The organism is Pseudoalteromonas sp. 2CM28B, assembly GCF_023161935.1.
Genome location: NZ_JALNTH010000045.1, coordinates 17,442 through 37,284, shown reverse-complemented (window position 1 = coordinate 37,284; position 19,843 = coordinate 17,442). Strand labels below are relative to the sequence as shown.

The 19,843-nt window shown below is 40.1% G+C and carries 18 protein-coding genes and 1 pseudogene; 11 read left to right on the top strand and 8 right to left on the bottom strand.

Features of this window, described 5'->3' with window-relative positions:
• Positions 1-586: 586 nt before the first annotated feature.
• The 3 genes and pseudogenes from MTN96_RS32075 (at position 587) to MTN96_RS32065 (ending at position 3,011) form a co-directional block, all read left to right on the top strand.
• Positions 587-2,164, top strand: a complete 1,578-nt coding sequence (locus MTN96_RS32075; RefSeq protein WP_248534149.1) for a DUF4041 domain-containing protein — start codon at positions 587-589, stop codon at positions 2,162-2,164.
• A gap of 190 nt (positions 2,165-2,354) precedes the next feature.
• Positions 2,355-2,435, top strand: a pseudogene (locus MTN96_RS37095) (twin-arginine translocation signal domain-containing protein); the annotation flags it as partial.
• A gap of 78 nt (positions 2,436-2,513) precedes the next feature.
• Entirely contained in the window at positions 2,514-3,011 is a 498-nt protein-coding gene (locus MTN96_RS32065; RefSeq protein ID WP_248534153.1) for a lactoylglutathione lyase family protein, read from the top strand.
• Positions 3,012-3,127: 116 nt separating this feature from the next.
• Here MTN96_RS32065 and bcp read toward each other — a convergent pair whose 3' ends face one another.
• Both bcp and MTN96_RS32055 read right to left on the bottom strand, forming a co-directional pair.
• The gene (gene bcp / locus MTN96_RS32060; RefSeq protein ID WP_029774548.1) at positions 3,128-3,607 is read right to left on the bottom strand and encodes a thioredoxin-dependent thiol peroxidase; all 480 of its coding nucleotides are present in this window, start codon (positions 3,605-3,607) and stop codon (positions 3,128-3,130) included.
• 10 nt (positions 3,608-3,617) lie between these two features.
• A complete protein-coding gene (locus MTN96_RS32055; protein ID WP_024034205.1) occupies positions 3,618-4,154 on the bottom strand; it encodes a glycine cleavage system protein R in 537 nt (178 codons plus the stop codon).
• Between the two features lie 360 nt (positions 4,155-4,514).
• On the opposite strand from MTN96_RS32055, the gene bamC reads away from it, so the two are divergent.
• Together bamC and MTN96_RS32045 are read left to right on the top strand one after the other, a co-directional pair.
• The gene (gene bamC / locus MTN96_RS32050) at positions 4,515-5,573 is read left to right on the top strand and encodes an outer membrane protein assembly factor BamC (RefSeq protein ID WP_029772477.1); all 1,059 of its coding nucleotides are present in this window, start codon (positions 4,515-4,517) and stop codon (positions 5,571-5,573) included.
• Positions 5,574-5,643: 70 nt separating this feature from the next.
• The gene (locus MTN96_RS32045; RefSeq protein WP_029772478.1) at positions 5,644-7,014 is read left to right on the top strand and encodes a YjiH family protein; all 1,371 of its coding nucleotides are present in this window, start codon (positions 5,644-5,646) and stop codon (positions 7,012-7,014) included.
• A gap of 121 nt (positions 7,015-7,135) precedes the next feature.
• On the opposite strand, the gene MTN96_RS32040 is transcribed toward MTN96_RS32045, so the two are convergent.
• Positions 7,136-7,672, bottom strand: a complete 537-nt coding sequence (locus tag MTN96_RS32040; RefSeq protein ID WP_029772479.1) for an acyloxyacyl hydrolase — start codon at positions 7,670-7,672, stop codon at positions 7,136-7,138.
• A 246-nt stretch (positions 7,673-7,918) separates the two neighbouring features.
• Here MTN96_RS32040 and MTN96_RS32035 point away from each other — a divergent pair, with 246 nt between their 5' ends.
• Positions 7,919-8,512 (top strand): phospholipid-binding protein MlaC, encoded by a 594-nt coding sequence (locus MTN96_RS32035; RefSeq protein ID WP_248534147.1) that lies wholly within the window; start codon positions 7,919-7,921, stop codon positions 8,510-8,512.
• 210 nt (positions 8,513-8,722) lie between these two features.
• Positions 8,723-10,060 (top strand): ankyrin repeat domain-containing protein, encoded by a 1,338-nt coding sequence (locus MTN96_RS32030; protein WP_004589168.1) that lies wholly within the window; start codon positions 8,723-8,725, stop codon positions 10,058-10,060.
• 283 nt (positions 10,061-10,343) lie between these two features.
• Here the strand turns inward: MTN96_RS32030 and MTN96_RS32025 are convergent, their stop codons facing one another.
• Genes MTN96_RS32025 through MTN96_RS32005 form a run of 5 tightly spaced genes read right to left on the bottom strand, consistent with a single transcriptional unit; the run spans position 10,344 to position 13,864 of the window.
• On the bottom strand, positions 10,344-10,787 hold the full coding sequence (locus MTN96_RS32025) for a DUF2069 domain-containing protein (RefSeq protein ID WP_024034209.1): 444 nt from the start codon (positions 10,785-10,787) through the stop codon (positions 10,344-10,346).
• Positions 10,784-11,338, bottom strand: coding sequence for an NAD(P)H:quinone oxidoreductase (gene wrbA, locus MTN96_RS32020; RefSeq protein ID WP_248462853.1), 555 nt, complete (start codon positions 11,336-11,338; stop codon positions 10,784-10,786). Before wrbA ends, MTN96_RS32025 begins: the two co-directional genes overlap by 4 nt.
• Positions 11,338-11,685, bottom strand: coding sequence for an arsenate reductase (glutaredoxin) (gene arsC, locus MTN96_RS32015; RefSeq protein ID WP_029772483.1), 348 nt, complete (start codon positions 11,683-11,685; stop codon positions 11,338-11,340). The genes wrbA and arsC overlap by 1 nt, the downstream gene beginning before the upstream one ends.
• A gap of 54 nt (positions 11,686-11,739) precedes the next feature.
• On the bottom strand, positions 11,740-13,197 hold the full coding sequence (locus MTN96_RS32010) for a M48 family metalloprotease (RefSeq protein WP_024034211.1): 1,458 nt from the start codon (positions 13,195-13,197) through the stop codon (positions 11,740-11,742).
• Position 13,198: 1 nt separating this feature from the next.
• Complete coding sequence (locus MTN96_RS32005) at positions 13,199-13,864, bottom strand: hypothetical protein (RefSeq protein ID WP_004589173.1); 666 nt, start codon at positions 13,862-13,864, stop codon at positions 13,199-13,201.
• Between the two features lie 147 nt (positions 13,865-14,011).
• Here MTN96_RS32005 and MTN96_RS32000 point away from each other — a divergent pair, with 147 nt between their 5' ends.
• The 4 genes from MTN96_RS32000 to pgi all read left to right on the top strand — a co-directional run bounded on the left by MTN96_RS32000 (position 14,012) and on the right by pgi (position 19,816).
• A complete protein-coding gene (locus MTN96_RS32000) occupies positions 14,012-14,230 on the top strand; it encodes a hypothetical protein (protein WP_138579812.1) in 219 nt (72 codons plus the stop codon).
• Positions 14,223-15,299 carry an AI-2E family transporter gene (locus MTN96_RS31995; protein ID WP_096041482.1) on the top strand — a complete coding sequence of 359 codons (1,077 nt, stop codon included), beginning with the start codon at positions 14,223-14,225 and terminating at the stop codon, positions 15,297-15,299. The genes MTN96_RS32000 and MTN96_RS31995 overlap by 8 nt, the downstream gene beginning before the upstream one ends.
• 126 nt (positions 15,300-15,425) lie before the next feature.
• Positions 15,426-17,651, top strand: a complete 2,226-nt coding sequence (locus MTN96_RS31990) for an aminotransferase class V-fold PLP-dependent enzyme (RefSeq protein WP_248534145.1) — start codon at positions 15,426-15,428, stop codon at positions 17,649-17,651.
• A gap of 518 nt (positions 17,652-18,169) precedes the next feature.
• Positions 18,170-19,816, top strand: a complete 1,647-nt coding sequence (gene pgi, locus MTN96_RS31985) for a glucose-6-phosphate isomerase (RefSeq protein WP_248534143.1) — start codon at positions 18,170-18,172, stop codon at positions 19,814-19,816.
• Positions 19,817-19,843: the final 27 nt, after the last annotated feature.

Here is a 19,843-nt window from a genome sequence, read left to right as displayed (position 1 = left end):
GGTTCTCTAGTAGGTTGGGTTGAGTGAAACGAAACCCAACACCACAACTTCATTGCTCACTCTTTATATAAACCACCACACCAGCTTATTTAAACGCGTAGGTCGGATAAGCAAAGCGCCATCCGAAAAGGCTAATTAATTTCTTCCCCGCAGTGATAGCATTTATTTTTTGGCAGGCGATAGCTAGTAGCTGATTGCATTACCTGGTTTTTCTTACAATTTGGGCAAAAGTAATTAATAACATTCATAATCAGCGCGATTGCAAAAATAAAACTGCCAATATAAAACGGGTTTGTATAAAACTGGCTACTCGCTGGTGAAAACATAAAGCCAATAACACATATAATCAATGCGACTAAATACACTCTAAACTTGATTGCCTTACTCAAAATTAAATTCTCCTTTTTTATCTTTTTATCAAATAGATTGGTATTTAGCCACTTAATTTTAAACAGAGAACTCTTATAAAACTACCAGCCCCATTATTTTCAAATGCTTTTAAGAGTGGGTTTGTATTGCTATACATTTATCAAGTACAGCTAATCTGTGATACGGTCTGTAGTTAATTTAATAAAAGGATTTAGATATGGAACTTCTTAGTTCAATACTCGCATTTGTAGTTATAATCATTTGTTTTAGCTGGTACAGCACGGTTAAAAACCTAAAGCAGCAATCTAAAAAAAATATAGATTCATTGAATGACAAGCTTGATGTGTCAAGAGCAGAAATTAAGAACACATCAATTAAAAATAAAGAGTTACTTGATAAATACAGCCCAATTATTCAAGTAGAAAACTATATTAAAGACCTTCTAGAAAAAGCTGAGTTGGAAGCAAAGACTATAAAACAAAATGCAATGGATTTAGCGAATGACATTGAACTAGAAGCTGTTACTACAAGAGAAACCCTGAAAGGGTATAAAGCCGAAGGGAACCAAAAGCTTAAAGAAGCAAAAGAAAAAGCTGAGAAAATTCGCCTTGAGGCTAATCAAGAGGCAGATCGAATTACATCATTTGCAGTTAAGCAAGCTAAAGAAATTGCTGGTGATGCTTACGAGGCTAAAGAAAAAGCAGATATCTATGAACAAGCAATTAAAGCTATGCGAAATACTATCGATGGCTATAAAGACGACTACATAATACCAAATCACTCAGTTTTAGATGATTTAGCTGATGAATTTAGCCATAAAGAGGCTGGAGTCGAGTTAAAATTAATACGTCAAAACATCCGCCAAATGGTTAAAGATGGTTTTGCAGGCGATTGCGATTATGTCGAGCACCATAGAAAAACATACGCAATACATTTTGTAGTTGATGCTTTTAACGGCAAAGTAGATAGTGCATTATCCAAAGTAAAACACGACAATTTTGGGAAGATAAACCAAGAAATTTTAGATGCTTTTGCATTAGTAAATCACAATGGCGTACCGTTTCGTAGTGCGCGGATTAATGAAAAGTATTTAAACGCTCGTTTAACAGAGCTGAAGTGGGCAGTCGCGGTCAGTGAACTTAAAAGAATTGAGCGAGAAGAACAAGCTGAAATTCGGGCACAGATACGTGAAGAGGAAAAAGCGCTACGAGATATCGAAAAAGCAAGAAAAGAAGCTGAGAAGGAAGAACGATTAATTCAAAAAGCGCTAAAAAAAGTCAGGGAAGAGCTTTTAGCTGCTAATGATGAACAAAAAGCTGACTATGAAGCCAAGTTGTTTGATTTAGAAAATCAATTAAAAGAAGCTGAGGATAAAGGGCAAAGAGCTATTTCTATGGCACAACAAACTAGACGTGGTCATGTTTATGTCATCAGTAACATTGGTAGTTTTGGTGAAGAAGTATTTAAAATAGGTATGACTCGAAGGTTAGAACCAATGGACCGTGTTAAAGAGCTTGGAGATGCATCTGTCCCGTTTTCTTTTGATGTTCATGCAATGATATTTAGTGAGGACGCACCAACTTTGGAAAAAGAACTTCATCGTCGTTTCAACTTATGCTCAGTTAATAAGATTAACTCAAGAAAAGAGTTTTTTAAAACAACGATATCTGAAGTGAAACAAGCTGTAGAAGTGAGTGGTATTTTAGATGTTCATTGGACGCTGAAAGCAGAAGCTGCTGAATATCGAGAAAGCCTATCCATAGAGAAAAGCATGCGAGAAAGCGCAATTGCATAATTACAGCCAATAATTCATATAGTGTTGATTCAAATAACACTATATGAATTAAATACTCCTTCCAACCACCATCACAAAACGTAATCATAAATATCATATTTGATAATTTTTTGTCCTTACTACATTCATTTATCATGGCTAATTAATTCCTTTAATTACATTTAACGCCTTTGCCGTTAAGGAACATGCCATGAATAAAAAAGAGTTAAATCGTAGAGACTTTATGAAGTTATCGGCTGCTGGGTTGGGTGCTGCCGCGCTGCCTATGCTGTTTACAAGTTTAAATGCTAATGCCAACCTGCAAGCAGCTGATAAAGGCAAGCAAGCAAATGGCTTAGACGATTCGCCAATGCCTTATCCGCGCACGTTTTCGCATATTGGTGTGTCAGTGCCAAACTTAGAGCAAGCTGTTAAATTTTATACTGAAGTGCTGGGCTGGTATTTAATTATGAAACCCACACAAATAACAGAAGATAAATCACCGATTGGTGAAATGTGTACTGATGTATTTGGTGCTGGGTGGGGTAGTTTTAAAATAGCCCATTTATCAACAGGAGATAGGGTGGGGGTTGAGCTATTTGAATTTAAAAATCAGCAAAACCCAAAAAATAATTTTGAGTATTGGAAAACGGGAATATTTCATTTATGCGTACAAGACCCTGATGTAGAAAGACTCGCTGATAAAATAGTGGCCGCAGGTGGTAAAAAGCGTATGAAAGCGCCTCGCTATTATTACCCAGGGGAAAAACCATACCGCATGATTTACATGGAAGACCCGTTTGGCAATATTTTAGAAATTTATAGCCACAGTTACGAGCTTATATATTCAAGTGGCGCTTATGGTTAATTAATTATGTAACGAGTCACTGTACTTCATTCTATAAACGCTAATAAAAAAGCGTTGCCCTAGAGAAACGCTTTTGCATATTTTTTACAGCTTACAGCTTACAGCTTACAGCTAACTTATTCCGCCGCTAAGTAATCCAACACCACTTGGTGGTGATCTTTGGTTTTAAATTTATCAAATAAGTGTTTAATTTTACCGTCTTGGCCTACTAAAAAGGTTAAGCGGTGAATACCGTCGTATTCTTTACCCATAAATTTTTTGTAGCCCCATACGCCAAATGCTTCAGCAATGGCGTGATCTTCATCGGCGAGCAAATCAAAGTTAAGCTCTTTTTTAGTTTCAAAGTTTTTAAGGCGCTTAATAGGGTCTGGGCTAATACCTACAACGCGGGTGTTAAATTGAGCAAGCTGCGCTTGTTGGTCACGTAAGTTTTCGGCTTGAACCGTACAACCCGGTGTAGAGGCTTTAGGGTAAAAGTACACCAGTACTTGTTGCTCTTTTAACAGCTCACTTAGGGTGACTGTTTCGTCGTTTTGGTTTTGTAAGCTAAATTCTGGTGCTGTATCACCGGCTTGTAATGGACTAATTTTGTTCATGCTGTGCTCCTTAGCGAATACGTTTAAAAATATAATCTACGTTAAGATTGTGCGAAAGGTTTTCAAAGGTCACTTTAAATTGGTCTATATCAACCTCTACTGGGATATTAAACTCAATTTCGCAGCGCATTTTAGTGTCGGTTTCTTCATCGTAAGTGTCTGACTTTAATGAGCAGATACTAATGTGGTGATCGGCAAAAAAACGCGTTACTTTACTCAGTGTACCTGGGGTGTCTATCCCTGTGTATTCAAGGGTATAGCCTGCGCAAAATTCACTTTCGGTGTGGCGAGTGGTGCTGCGCTTCATCATGGTGAGTAGGCCTAGCTCCATGCCTTTAGTAGGCAAGGTGTGCTCTATGCGGCTAATGGCCGACATATCGCCGCTTAGCAGCATGGTAAAGGTAAATTCGCTGCCTAAAATAGCTATTCGGCTATCTATAATGTTGCAATGACAATCACTTACAAGCTGTGTAAGTTCACTTACAATTCCCGGTCTATCTTCGCCAATAGCGGTTAAAACAATTTGATGATTTGAAAATGCAGTCATGAAGTTTAATACCTACGTTTTTTGAAATATAACAACCGAGTTGGTATAGCCCGCTGCGCATACACTACGTTGCACGGCGGCGAAGTTTAACACAAAAAGCGCCCTAAACTACATAGGCGCTTAATTAAAGGCGCTTTAAAGCGTTGTGTTCCTTGTTTTTACTGGCACAGGAAAGTACCATAGCTAAAATTTGTCTTTTTGTTGTGATTGATTTTATAACACTTAGGTGTGAACTTTATTGCAATTAGACAGCCAAATAATAAATGTAAAGTTAATGTTGATTTTACACTGAACCAAATTCGGTATTACCCACTCATATACGTGTAAAACAATTAAAGGGTATGCTAAGGAGAAATATCTGTGCAGTATTGGATCCCAAAAGCACTTGCAGTGAGTGTATTGGTAAGTTTATCAGGGTGTAATGTTTTTATTAATGAAGCGCACAACGAACGCAATTATCGTACGCATGAAGGTGTTAAAACCCCGCCATCGTTATCTCAACCAGCGCAAGATCCGGTTTATAAAATGGATGTGGGCCAATACGATAACAATCCTGAGGCAACAAACTATCGTCCACCAGCACAGGTTTTAACTGTTGCTAAAGGTAGCTGGGTAGAAGAGGGCGATAAACAAGCGCGTATTTACTTTGATAAAAACGATGGCATTGTTGATTTAGATGAATTTGTTTGGGACTCAATTAAAGCGGTTATTGCCGAAAATAATGCAACAACCACAAAAGAAGATAAGCTACTTGGTATTATCGAAACTGACTGGTACTCAATAATTAAAGCTGAAGAGAGCTGGTTATGGGGCGATGAGGTAAGCGAAAACCAAGAGCGTTTTAGATTCACAATTGAAGAAAAATCGCATCAGCGTACTGCTTCGTTACGCGCTGAACTTATTGACTTTAAAGGTGATGACACGTTAACCGATTTACTTAAGCAGCAATTAGAAGTACGCGCGCTTAACCAAGTTGTGGCTGAATTTGATTATCGCTATCGTCAGTTAGAAGTAGAAAACCGCAAGCGCCAAGGTATTATTTCTTTAGAAATGGGCTTTGATAACAAAGGCAATGCTGCACTTGTTACTGAGCAATCATACGATGCAGTATTCGATCGCTTCTCGGGCTTTTTAGAACGCCTATCGTTTACTATTGTTGAGATTAAAACCGATACCGGCTTAATAACTGCCGACTACAACAAGCCAGAAAGCAGTGTATGGGATTCTATTTGGGGCGACGAAGTTGCGCAGCTTCCTATTGAAGAAGGCCAATACCAAATTTTAGTGAGCAAAACTAAAGAAGGCGGTACAAGCTTAACCTGGATGGATGACAAAGGTGAAACACTCGAACCTGGCACCATGAATGGTTTACAACAAGCGTTAGAAGCAGCACTTATTCAGCGCGGCATCAAAATTTAATAATTAATAATAAGTTTTTACTACAAAAAGAGCGCTTTGCTCTTTTTGTAGTTTTTATGGATTAAAAAATATGTCTCAGTTACCTCCTCGCGGGCACTATACGTGGCGCACTTGGTTTACTTTTTTAGTACCGTCGTTAATTGGTGTGTTTTTATTTATGACACCTATTCCTACCGCAGACGGGATGACCATTCCTATTGCGTTAATGGCTAAAGGCGTGCAAGCGTTGATGTCTGGCTCTGCGCAAGCAATTATTACCCTTATTATTTGTATTACTGGCGTTATGTCGGTGATCACCAAAGTATTTAAACCCGCCGCTATTTGCCAATCACCCCTGTTAAAACATTTATTTGATGTAAGTGTAGTGTGGTTAGTGGTGCGTTTATTCGGTATGGCGTTTGTGCTAATGACCCATTTAGGGTTAGGTAGCGAGGCAATCACCTCTGCAAACACAGGCGCTTTGGTATTAAACGACTTATTACCTGTTTTGTTCTCGGTATTTATACTGGCCGGTTTATTACTGCCTTTACTAATTAACTTTGGGTTATTAGAGCTTGCAGGCACTATGCTAACCAAAGTAATGCGCCCTGTATTTGGCGTACCTGGGCGAAGTGCAGTTGACTGTACTGCGTCGTGGTTAGGTGATGGCAGTGTTGGTATTTTAATGACCGCAAGGCAGTACGACCAAAAGCACTACACGCAGCGCGAAGCCGCTATTATTGGTACTACGTTTTCGGCGGTTTCTATTACGTTTAGCTTGGTGGTTTTAGGCCAAGTGAAATTAGAGCACTTATTTGCCCCATTTTATGCCACCGTATGTTTAGCCGGTGTGGTAGCCGCTATTATTGTGCCGCGTTTACCGCCACTTCGCTTTAAAAAAGACTTGCTTATTGATGGTAGTGAGCCAAATCGCGATGCTGAGGCTATCCCAACGGGTAAAAGCTTAGTAGGGCACTCACTTGATGTAGCATTAGCAAAAGCCAATAACTCGTCGGGCTTTAAAGGTACCTTAAAAGAGGGTGTACATAATGCACTTGATATGGTGTTTGGTGTACTGCCTGTTGTAATGGCCGTAGGAACATTTGCACTTATTATTGCTGAGCACACGCCGGTATTTCAATATTTAGGTATGCCGTTTGTGCCATTTTTAGAGTGGTTACAAGTACCCGAAGCACAGGCCGCGGCACAAACTATTATGGTGGGATTTGCCGATATGTTTATTCCGTCAATTTTAGCTGCGGGCACCATTGAAAGTGATGTAACTCGCTTTATTATTGCCGCAATGAGCGTAACTCAGCTAATTTACATGTCTGAGGTTGGTGCACTTTTACTGGGCAGTAAAATACCGGTAAACATTGTTGAGCTGTTCGTTATATTTATTTTACGTACACTTATTACGCTGCCGGTTATTGCCTTAATGGCGCATTGGTTAGTTGGCTAGTAGTGTATTTTAATTATAAAAAGCCCTGATTTATCAGGGCTTTTTTGTGGCTAGTTATTTCAATTTACCCTAATGCTTAACATTCTTAAGTGGGCAAATTGATACTAAATACGAATTAAGATTAAAAACGCCTTGCCACTGAAAGAGTTAAAAAGTTTAAACCTGGGTTAGGCTCTTTAAATCCGGCGTTTGAGTAATGAATAACCCGAAGCGCTACGTTAGTGTGGCCAAAGTCTGCAACTAGGCCAATACGGTCTTCAAATTGGTAGTGAGTACTAATATTTTTGCCCGCAAATTTAGTTTCATCAATAAGCGATACGCCAATACCTGCTTCAATATAAAACGGGGTATTATGAAAACTAAAAGCAGGAAACTGCAGCACGGGCGACATAGCCAAAACAAGATTAGATTGCGAGTTGTCACCATGGCGGTATTCCCACATATTAACGCTGGTTTCAAAATAAAAGCGCGCATCGCCCACTAAGTTTTGTAAGCTAGGGGCATGATATTGATAAGCCAGCTTAACGCCATTCACGTTGCCTTCGCCTTTGAGAACATCTACGGCGTAACCATGATTAGACTGCGCAAACGCCGTGTTACCCCATACAGAAATAACTAAAAATAAAATAAGTGTAAAAGTTTTATATACCGTTTTCATAACTGCCAAATTGGTGTGTGAGTCGAATGAGTAAATAAATGATAAGGGCGGGCCATTCACATTTTCAATGAGGACAAAATGCCGCTTGTTTATGGGGTGTTAACAGTGAAGGCTTAACTAATTGAAAATAAATAGTTTATTTAATTGGTGCTGTTTTGGCATTAATAAGGTGCATTTTTGTGTCTGTTTTTGTGGCTTAAAATCGCGTAATTTAGCCACATCTTAATCACACACATGGTCACGCTCATGAAACTTTTTAACACTATTTTTATTGCTGCTGCCTTTTTTAGCAGCGCGTTATTTGCGCAAACGGCGCAGTCGCCTCAACATATGCTTGAAGGCGTTGCCGATACGCTTTTTCGCGATATTGCAAAAGTAAATGCACAAGGCGATGCAAGCAAAGCCGATATGGCGCGCATTGTAGAGACGCGTTTAATGCCAAACATAGATATTAAGTTTGTGTCGTTTAAATTGCTTGGTAAGCACATAAAAGGCATTGAGCGCGAACAAGCTGTACGTTTTATTGATGCAGTAGAGCATTATTTAACAGGTACTTACGCAGGTGCGCTAATGAAGTACACCGGCCAGCAAGTGGTATTTGAACAAGATACCGCGAAAAGCGACTCTGAGTACGCGACGGTTAAAACGCAAATTATTGAGCCAAATGCGCCCGTGATTGATCTGCATTTTAAGCTGCGCCAAGGTAAAGACCAGCAATGGAAAGTATACGACATTGTTGCCGAAGGTATTTCGCTTTTAAGCGCTAAGCAAAAAGAGATCATTCAACGCATTTCTGATGTAGGCTTAGAGCAAGTAATTACTGAACTAAAAAATAAATAGTTCACTTCCTGATTAAGACCCTCTCCAACCACAAAAGCAGCCGCACTAAAGTGTATTGGCTGCTTTTATATTTTCTTAATATTCATCTACTTTAAGCTCGCAGCAAAAAAAAGGTGTGATAGAATATCAGCACGTCGATTAAGCGTGGTGTCAGCTAAAAACTGCTATAACTGACGCCTCATCAAGCTACACTGGAGTTGTGCTGTTTTAATGGAAAATGTACTGATTTGGCCAAAGGAATACCCATTACTTATTAAAGGACTTGTAGAACAAAACGGTGCCTTTATTTTAGATGCTTTAGAAGCTTGGCCTGCATGTCGTTCTACTATTGAAGATGACGGTGTATGCACCACTGTGCTACCACCCATTTACTATTTGATATGGTTAACCCCGCTTGAACCCTTTGAAGAGTGTTATTTTCAGCATATTAGTGAATATGACGAAGATGCGCACGCTTACATTGCTGCTGTTAAAAATCATTATTTAGATAACGAATACACCAGCGAATCAATGGCGCTAATGCTGTGCCAGCGCTTAGAAAAATACGCCAGTGTGGCGGCGCAAAACGCACTTGATACGCCGCTTTCGTTGTTTAGCTTATTATTTAGTAAACGCTATTTTTCGTTAATTGAACATGCTCTAAATAGTGGCAGCAAATTAAGTGCACACGATACGCTAGCACTGTGGCAAGAAGTTGATTTTAGAGAGCGTTTAAGTGCTTTTCTACCTGAATCGGTTGCTGATTTAAACGAACTTACAGAGCTTGCCAGTCAAAAAGTAGCAAACGGTAAAGACTATTTTACGCTGCTAACGCAAGTATCGCCGGATGTTGATTCTATTGTATTGCTTGAAAAAGCATTACTTGCTCATTTAAGCCAAAAAAGCGCAAAGCAAACCATGGCGATGCGTTTTATAGAGCAAGGTGCCACTGGTACATTGGCTGATGAAAACAATAAAACAGCGTTTATGTGGGCAGCCGAAAAAGGCTATGTAAATGTGATAGAAACCCTGTTGGCTAAACAGGATCAAAAAGCGCAAGACACCTTAGGCAATACCGCACTGCATTATGCAGTGTTAGCTAAAAACGAAACCCTTATGGTGCTATTACTAAAAGCAGGTTACGACTTTAGAGCACGTAATAACGAGGGCTTAAGCTGTTACCGGTTAGCAGTAAGTATTAAAGCAAGCAATTTAGTTAAATGCCTTGAGCGCGATTTTGGTATAAAAGAGCTTTCGCCAGAAGGGCAGTTTAACCGCATTAAAAAGGTGCACGCCTTACACGCAATTGTCACTATTTTATTGCCATTGCAGCTCTATTTCTTTTTTGATGAAAGTATTGCCATAAAAAGTGAGCTGACTTTAATTTTTACATTGATTGCATCGGTGTGTTTTTTCTTTGCGGCGAGCTTAAAGCGCTGTGCGCTCTATCCACATATAAAACACCCGTGGGGATTATTTGTGTTGCGTGTTTTTTCGTTGTTGAGCTTAATTGCTCAGCTTGGGTTAGCCAGCATAGTTGCACTGGCTGCACTGAGCGAATTAGTGTAGCGGCCGCCATGGCAAACTAAAAGCCTAAAAAAACGCGCTTACATTGTTATGTTAAGCGCGTTTTTTGTATGTATAAGCTATTATACCAATCCGCAATAATATCTAATCATTTTGCAGGGCTAAACGTGTCGCTATCTGCGTTAAAAAACTCTCATTTAGAACAACTAAATAGCGAATTTTTTGCCTTGCTATCAACACGTTTTTCCATCCTCAAAATAGATTACTTATGCGGATTGGTATTATTTCAGCTTTCAGCTTAAATAATTTATTTTGCGAATTAGCATTATTTATTGTATTCGTTAGCGGCTTTTTCCTCTGCGAGCTCTTCTTTAAGCTTACGTATTTTTAAGCCTTGCTCTTGCCCACGGTGCCTTGCGTAATATGTGCAGCCAATAAACATGGCAGAGGCAAACACAAGCTCTAATAACACCCATATTAGCTCATCAGGTGCAGCCCATAGCATGGTTAAGCCGTGTATAAAGTACAACATAACAACAAAGTTAGCCCAGGCGTAAGTGTAAGTGTTGTCTTTAATAAAGCCTCTTAAGGGCAACAGTAAAGGGATTATAGGCACAAACAAGGATACAACACTTGCGTTGCCATTTAGCGGAGGTACAAAGTACATCCACAGAGGAAATAAAAGTAATAAACCCACATAGCCAAAAATAGCGGTGCGCTGAAATTTTACAGTAATTGGCTTTTTAGCAGGGGTGTCAGCGGTATTCATTGAAGTTTTCTCGCAATGTGAGTGAGGCGTTTACCAACGCTTTGGCATATTTTAATTTCGTCTTTACTTAAAGTATTCGTATTATTACTGCCGGCTACATGCGTTGCCCCGTAAGGTGTGCCGCCGGTTTGCGTAGCTAGTAACTCTGGTACTTCGTAAGGTACCCCTAATAACATCATGCCGTGGTGTAGTAGCGGTAATGATAAATTAAGTAAGGTGGCTTCATTGCCGCCATGCATACTGCTTGACGATGAAAACACACAGGCTGGTTTATCTATTAACTGGCCTTTTAGCCATAGATCGCTGGTGGTTTCCCAAAACGTTTTTGCTTGCGATGCCATCATGCCAAATCGGGTAGGTGTGCCAAACGCAAGGCCGTCGCAATTTATTAAATCATCTTTTGTAATTACTATATCGTGCGGATTTTTAGCAACAAAGGTACGCAATACGGCTGTGGCACCCTGTTGCTCTATAGACTCGGCTATTTCGTGCGCCATAGCCTCAACCGAGCCATGGCTTGAGTGATACAGGACAACAATGCGAGTCGTCATTATAATACGCTTAATACGTTTTCAGGCGGACGGCCAAGGGCTGCTTTACCGTTGTTTTGTACAATAGGGCGTTCAATAAGTTTAGGGTTGTCTACCATGGCGTTTATTAGCGCTGACTCGTTGGTTTCTTCTTTTAGGTTAAGCGCTTTGTATGCATCTTCTTTTGTGCGCATTAGCTGGCGAGCTGAGCTAAAACCTAATTGTTCTAAAAGTTGGCTTATTTGCTCATGGTTAAGCGGTGTTTTTAAATACTCTACTACGCTTGGTGTTACGTTGTTTTGTTCTAGTAATGCGAGGGTTTCACGCGATTTAGAACAACGTGGATTATGATAAATAGTCACTGACATACAATTAGTTCCAAAATGTAATTTGCCGCTATTTTAGGGCAAGCGCTGGCAGACTTAAAGCCTTGCCAGCTCTTTTTGTAAACGGCGATACTGAGTAAGCAAGGCTTTTAGGCGTTGCTGTTTAACCAGCTCTGTGGGTTCTACGAAGTTAAGCGCTTTTTGGATTTCGTCTGCCGCTTTAATATACGCGCCATATTGCGATAACACATCAGCATTGGCCTCGTGATAAGCGGCAAGCTTGTCTTGCTTTTTATAGGCATCGGCTAATAGCTGTTTACCTAAGTTGTGGTCGGGTTTTTCAAGTAAAAAGCTTTTTAAAATGTTTTCAGCTAATTCAAACTGCTCAGCCTCTAATGCCGCATTTGCATAGTTTAAAGTTATAACTTGGTTGTTAGGGCGATAGTTGTTTAGTTCAGCCAAAAACTTTACCGCTTCGTCGGCTTTTTTTTGCGCTATTAGTAAATCGGTGTGGGTATCGATATAGAATAAATTTTTAGGACTTTGTGCTAATAACGGCTCTAAAATTTCGGCGGCTTCATCTAGTTTATCTTGATCAAGTAAGCTTATGCCCAAGCCGTATTTAAGCGCGGTATTGTTGTAACTGTTTTCGCGCATTAATTTTTTAAATAACGCTTCGGCATTTTCGGGCTTATTGGCATAACGAGCAAGTACTCGGCTTTTTGCTAAATTAAACTCAAGGCTTGGGTTTAAATGGCGCACAGGGAATTGCTCTGCACGTAGGCGTACGTCAGATACACGGCTCTCTGGCAATGGGTGAGTAAGTAAAAAAGCGGGTGGTTTGTACTTATATCTTATTTGCGCTGAAAGTTTAGTTAAAAATTCACTCGATGCACGGGCGTCAAAACCGGCGTTATTAAGGGTTTGCATACCAATTCTGTCGGCTTCTTGCTCGGCAGCACGGCTGTGAGTTAATTGGCTAAACGCAGCTTGGGTTTGGTTAGCCGAAATAATAGCAATACCTGCATCGGGAGCAACAACGGTGGCTAATATACCGGCTATCATGCCTGCAATAGTCAGTGCGCTGTTATCTTGCTGTTGCTGAATACGACGAGCTAAATGGCGCTGAGTTACGTGCGCTATTTCGTGCCCAAGTACAGAAGCAAATTGGCTTTCGTTATCTGATTGCGCAATAAGCCCAGTATGCACACCAACATGCCCGCCGTAAAAAGCAAAGGCGTTAATTTCGTTGTTATTTACCCAAAAAAACGAAAAAGGAAAACGCACGTCGTTAGCATTAGCCACAAGTTTTCGGCCAAGTGTGGTTAAGTATTCGTCTAAAACGGGGTCGTTTACTACCGGTGATGAGCCTCTTATTTGCATCATCATCACTTCGCCAATGGCTTGTTCTTTTTCAAGTGGCAAAACTTGTAGCGCAGACGTGCCTAAATCGGGTAGCGTAAAGTTTGTTTGTGCCTTTAACGGCTCACTAACCAGTAGGCTAAAGGTAAGCGCGGCACTGCATAAAGTGATAAAGGCTGATTTTAGCTGCATTTTATTCCTTGTTAATTTGTTCACCAATGGCAATTTTTGCTATGTCAATTTCATCGCTGCTTGCACGGCTGTCTTTTTCGCACAATTGGTAGAGTTCTTTTATTGTGACTCCATCAAGCTTTACAACGTTCAATTCCTGCTGCAAAAATTTAATAATTTTATGTACTACCTTATGTGCATGTAAAATAATGGCTTTATCGGCTTTGTCGCCGCGCTCAAAATAAAAGCCAATAAACTTATGGAGCTGATTTATGCGGATCAGGTTTTTCATTGAATGCGGATCCCATACTTTAAATTCCATAAAGCGGTTATCTTTAACGTATTGATCAATAATTATATCTTTAGCATAGGGTTGCGCCCAGAGCTCAAAGCCTCGGTCGGTAAATACTTGGTGTAGCGCTATACGCGGCTTATGCTTGGTGTGTATTTCACCAAAATCATCTTCATAGCCATCAAGTAAGTCTAAGTTCCAATTGCGTTTATTGATCAGGCTTTTTACAGCGTTATCAAATCCGTGCTCCAATATTCCTTCAGATTCGCTGACCGAAGAAGCAACAAGATGATAAAAAGGCGGGAGCTCTCCCCAGTTTATCTGCTTTTTATACCAATTAATCTCTTTGAGAGTTGGATTACTAGGTAGTTGCGCTTTATTATGCGTGCCAGGCATTAACTTATCCTTACTGCTAATTATGTTATAAGGATAAACCATTGCTGGAATGGTTTTAAGAAAAAGTTACTGCTGTTCACATTTTATAAATAGAATGACCGACAATATGCGACTTATTATTCATTTTACTTAGCGAGTAAAGTAGTTATGTTAGAGTGCGATTTAAAAAAATTTAAATGCCCACAACAGTTTGTACAATTTAAATTAGCGCTTCGTAATGCGCAGTCATCTAATAAGGCAATAACGTTTAGTATAAATAACGACGAAAACGCAGATGATATTACGCGTTTTTTAAGCAAAAATGCATATACATATAAATTTGATCAACACCTAGGACTATTACTAGTGGAGCCATTGCATGTTTGAATACGTTAAAACATGGTACGAAAGAAAGTTCTCAGATCCTCATTCAGTCACCTTACTTTTTTTACTCATTGCCTCTGTGGCATTACTGTACTTTTTTGGCTCGTTAATTGTTCCTGTGTTAGTGGCATTGGTGATTGCTTATTTACTTGATTGGCCGGTTGTACACTTAGAGCGCTTTGGGTTAAAACGCTTTAGCGCAACAGTAATTGTAATGCTTATTTTTACCGGAGTTATGCTTACCCTTATTTTGGTTATTGGCCCAGTACTTTGGAAGCAAACCAGTAATTTAGTGCAAGAAACCCCGCACATGGTAGAGCAAGGTAAGTCATTTTTAATGGCCTTACCGCAGCAATACCCCAGTTTAATTAATGCCGAGCAGGTCCAAGCTATTGTGGCAAGTGTAGAGGCAAAGGCGCTCGAATTTGGCCAAGTTATTGTCTCGTTTTCACTTACTTCGCTAAAAGATGTTGTGGCATGGCTTATTTATTTGGTCCTTGTACCCTTACTTGTATTTTTTATGCTTAAAGACAAGCTTGAGCTTACAAGCAGTGCCGCTACGCTTATTCCGCAGCAGAGACGGTTAATTTTGCAAGTGTGGCACGAAATGAACCAGCAAATAATGAATTATATTCGAGGCAAAGTATTCGAAATTTTAATTGTGGGTGGCACCTCGTTTATTGCCTTTACTGTACTTGATTTACGTTATGCAGCTTTACTTGGCGTGTTGGTTGGGTTTTCGGTGTTAATTCCATTTGTGGGGGCGGCATTGGTTACCATACCGGTTGCGGCGGTGGCGCTGTTTCAATTTGGTATCGAAACGCAGTTTTGGACCATATTAATAATTTACGGGATCATTCAGGCGCTCGATGGCAATGTATTAGTGCCTTTGTTGTTTTCTGAGGCCGTTGATTTAAATCCCGTATTTATTATTGTTGCAGTGCTATTTTTTGGTGGCTTATGGGGTTTTTGGGGCGTGTTTTTTGCCATCCCACTCGCATCGCTTGTAAAAGCGCTAATAAATGCTTGGTCATCAACGCATGGAGAAATAACAAAAGAGCGGGCAGAGTAACGTACTTTTAGTTTAAAAAAGCATAGTAAACGCACCTAAGTTACTAATTGATTATTACCCAATGTGAACAAACTTATGTACTATTGGGTATAAGATATATTTTTTAGTAATAAAGGTGCGTTTTTAATGTCTGAGTTTTTATTGCACGATGAACAAGCGGCCCAAGTTTATCTTGATGCAAACGCTACAACACCTGTTTTACCCTGTATTGCCGACGTGGTGTCGCACACCATGCAAATTTGTTTTGGTAACCCTTCAAGCCCCCATATTAGCGGTATACAAGCTAAGTATTTATTAGAACAAACAAGGCAAAATGCACGCCATGTTATTGGTGCGCCCGATGGCGATATTCTTTTTACCTCGGGCGCAACAGAAGGCATACAAACAGCCATTGTTTCAACGCTCATTCATGCTAAAAATCATACGATTAAAAACCCTGTATTATTGTACGGGGCAACTGAGCACAAAGCGGTGCCTAACACGTTAAAACATTGGAATAGCGTTTTAGGCATTAACGCCCAATTACTGGCTATTCCTGTTGATAGTAAAGGGGTTTTAGATTTAGCGTTTATTAATGAGCACATAAATAACGCGCTAATGATTTGCACCATGGCGGTTAATAACGAAACCGGTGTTTATCAAGACTTAAACGCTATAGAACATACTATTCGCAGCCGCAATAAATCAGTGTCTTGGATGGTTGATTGTGTACAAGCCTTAGGTAAACAAGCGCTAGCGCTTAGTAGTACCAGCATAGATTATGCCCCGTTTTCGGGCCATAAACTCTATGCACCAAAAGGTATTGGTTTTTTATACATTAAAAATGGCAGTGCCTATACGCCATTTATTGCGGGGGGCGGGCAAGAAAGCGGCATGCGCTCTGGCACCGAAAACCTACCAGGTATAGCAGGGCTTAATAAACTGTTTAACTTGCTGCTAGATAAAAACGACGACACGTTTAAGTCGGTTGAGGTATTAAATAGCTACAGAGCGCAACTGCTTAATGCGCTGCAAAGTACCTTTGGTGATATAACCTTTAATCACGATTTTTCACATTCTGTACCTACCACCCTTAATTTTGCTGTCGATACGCTTACCTCCAAAGAGGTTATTGATTTATTTGACGCAGCAGGCATTAGAGTGAGCGGTGGTTCGGCATGTAGTACAGGGGCAACACGCAGTTTTGTGCTTGATGCAATGGGGGCAACTAATTGGCAAAGTGAAAACGCCATTAGGCTGTCTTTTGGGCCTGCTGCAACCGAGCAGCAAATTAGCCAAGCATGTAAGCGTATATGCTCGTTAAAGGCGGTATTGGAGGCCAATTGCTTAATTGTTTCTGACAGTGCCTCGCCAAAGCAAGAAGTATGCGCGCTGGGATTAACACAATTTAGGCATAAAGGGGCGTGTAGCTGGCTGTATGTTAGTGACGATGACAGCGCCGTTATTATTGACCCGGTAATAGAGCTTATTCCGCGCTTTGAAAAAATAGTGAGCACACAACAGCTCAACGTAAAAGCAATTTTAGATACCCACCAGCACCAAGACCGTCCAAGCGCAGTGGCTTTGTTAAATGAAGTACTAGGCACAACGCATGCGATGCAAAATAGCATTGAGCTTGGTACAAAAACGCTAACCATAAAGCCAACCCCAGGGCACAGTAAAGACAGCGTTAGTTATTTATTAAAAGAGCGCACCACAGGCCATATTGATTATTGTTTTTGCGGTGATTTGATTTTACCTGCAGGACTTGGTAATACCTCGCTTGAAGGGGGCAGTGCAACGCAAATGGCACACTCACTTATTACCCTTGCTGAGCAAATAAGTGACGATACGGTTATTTGTTCGGGGCATGACTATCAGCAATGCTTTGCCATTAACTGGCGTACTGTACGTGCACAAACGCCTTTGCTTAGCCCGTTATTAAATGGAGAAATAAGTACGGCGCAATTTGCACAGCTAAAAGCACAACACGATCAGCTACATAGGCAAACCAGTAACCAACTGTGTGGCTATGTACAGGCGGCGGTGCAAACAGACACTAAGCAGCTAGACTTTGGACAAGCTAAAGCGTTACTAACGCAAAAAAATGTGTATTTAATTGACACCCGTGAGCCGTATGAACATGGCGCAATTAATGTGGCGGAGCTTTTTGCCGCGCCTTTAGCTAATACGCTTAATATTTCACTTAGCCGTATGGCTAACGCCATAGTACAAAATCAATTAAATCCGCAACACACCTATATATTACTGTGTAGAAGCGGCAATCGTTCTAAAATTGCAGCGGCAAATTTACAGCAATTAGGCTTTGCGAATATTTATAACGTAGCGGGTGGCTTGGCGTTGGTGAGCTAATTATGGGCCTAGCTTTAAGGATGTTTTAACCACCTATAAAGCTAGGCGAGTGCATACGATGCATTTTATGCTTTGGGCTTGTAATGTTTCGAAGTTTAATTTGCAGCAGTGTGTTTGCTATTTTTACATGGATGTAAGCCAGTAGCGTAACGCAAGAGCCGTTACTGAACCCACTAGGGTACAAACCTCGCGCCAAGATTAAATTGTTCCTAGTTTGTACAAATTTTAATCCTAAAAGGTCAGCAGGCCCTAATTCATGAATATTTAATAAATGTTGTTTAAACTATTAAATGCTTAAAATTTGTGGGTAATTAATTCATAAAATTTTTATGATACCGGTGTCAAAAGTAAAAAATTGCGTTATTATCTGCATCATAAATTATAAAAACAGCATTTTTATTGCTTTTTTCGTTATACTAAGCGCTTGCTTTTTTACTAGCACTACGCGCAATTAGCGAAGTCTTTTTACCTAAAACTGTTTTTAAATCATTAATTTAAATATTTTAGAGGATATTTACATGTCTAATCGTTCGCAATTAGCAAGTTGGCAAGCACTGCAAAATAGTGCCGCGCAGATGAAACAAACCCATCTAAAAACGTTATTTGCACAAGATGATACACGATTTGATGCATTCTCTACTCAAATTCCGGGTGTGTTGTTTGATTATTCAAAGCAGCGTATTGATAAAACTATTTTTGCACAACTCATCGAGCTTGCTAAAGAGTGTGACATTGCCTCTTGGCGCGACAAGATGTTTAGCGGTGAAAAAATCAATATTACAGAAGAGCGTGCTGTTCTTCATACTGCTTTACGTAATCGTGCCCATACACCTTTAGTTGTTGACGGCGAAGACGTAACGCAAGCGGTTGATAACGAATTAGCAAAAATTAAAACCTTTGTAGAAAAAGTACGCAGTGGGCAGTGGGTAGGCTACACAGGTAAAGCAGTAAAAGATGTGGTAAGCATTGGTGTAGGTGGTTCAAACCTAGGCCCGCAAATGGCAACCGAAGCGCTAAAAGCACTTGCTGATGACACTTTAAATGTCCATTACGTATCTAATGCTGACGGTGTTCAAATTGCCTCTGTGTTAAAAGCAATTGACCCAGAAACAACCTTGTTTGTTATTTCATCGAAAACATTTACCACATCAGAAACCATGACCAACGCCAAAACGGCCGTTGATTGGTTTTTACAAACAGCAAAAGATGACAGCGCCATTGCTAAGCATTTTGTTGCTGTTAGCACAAACTTAGAAAAAACCGCAGCCTTTGGTATTAGCGATGAAAACGTATTCACTATGTGGGATTGGGTTGGGGGTCGCTTTTCACTTTGGAGTGCGATAGGCTTACCTATTGCGTTATACCTAGGTTATGACGCGTTTGAAGCTATTTTAGAAGGCGCATTTGAAGTAGATGAGCACTTTAAAACCGCTCCATTTGAGCAAAATATTCCGCTTATAATGGCACTACTCAGTGTATGGAATACCAGCTTTTTAGGCTTTACGTCGCAAGCTATTTTACCGTATGACCAAGCGCTTCATATGTTACCTGCGTATTTACAACAAGGTGAGATGGAAAGTAACGGTAAACACGTAAACTTTGCTGGCGAAACCGTACCTTATACAACGGTTCCTATTATTTGGGGTATGACCGGTATTAACGGCCAACATGCGTTTTATCAGTGTTTACACCAAGGTAATGTAATTGTACCTGCTGATTTTATTGCCTCAGTTAAGCCGCAGGTAGCCGTAGATAAGCATCACGATATTTTATTATCTAACTTTTTAGCGCAAACAGAAGCAATGATGAGCGGTGTAGATGCACAGCAAGTCACAGAAGATTTAGCCGCTAAAGGTAAAACACAAGCGCAAATTGATGAGTTACTAAATCATAAAATTCATCAGGGTAATCGCCCTACAACATCTATACTGCTAGATACAGTTGATGCAAAAACAGTAGGACGCTTAATTGCGCTGTACGAACATAAAATTTTCTGCCAAGGCATAATTTTAGAAATTTGCTCATTTGATCAATGGGGTGTTGAGCTTGGTAAAGGCCTTGCCTCTAAAATTGAAAGCGAACTAACCGATGACAGCGTAAAACACGCCCACGATAGTTCAACAAATGGCTTAATTGCGTACTACAAGCAACACCGTACGCAGTAATATATTCGCTTATGTAAATAAGCAAAC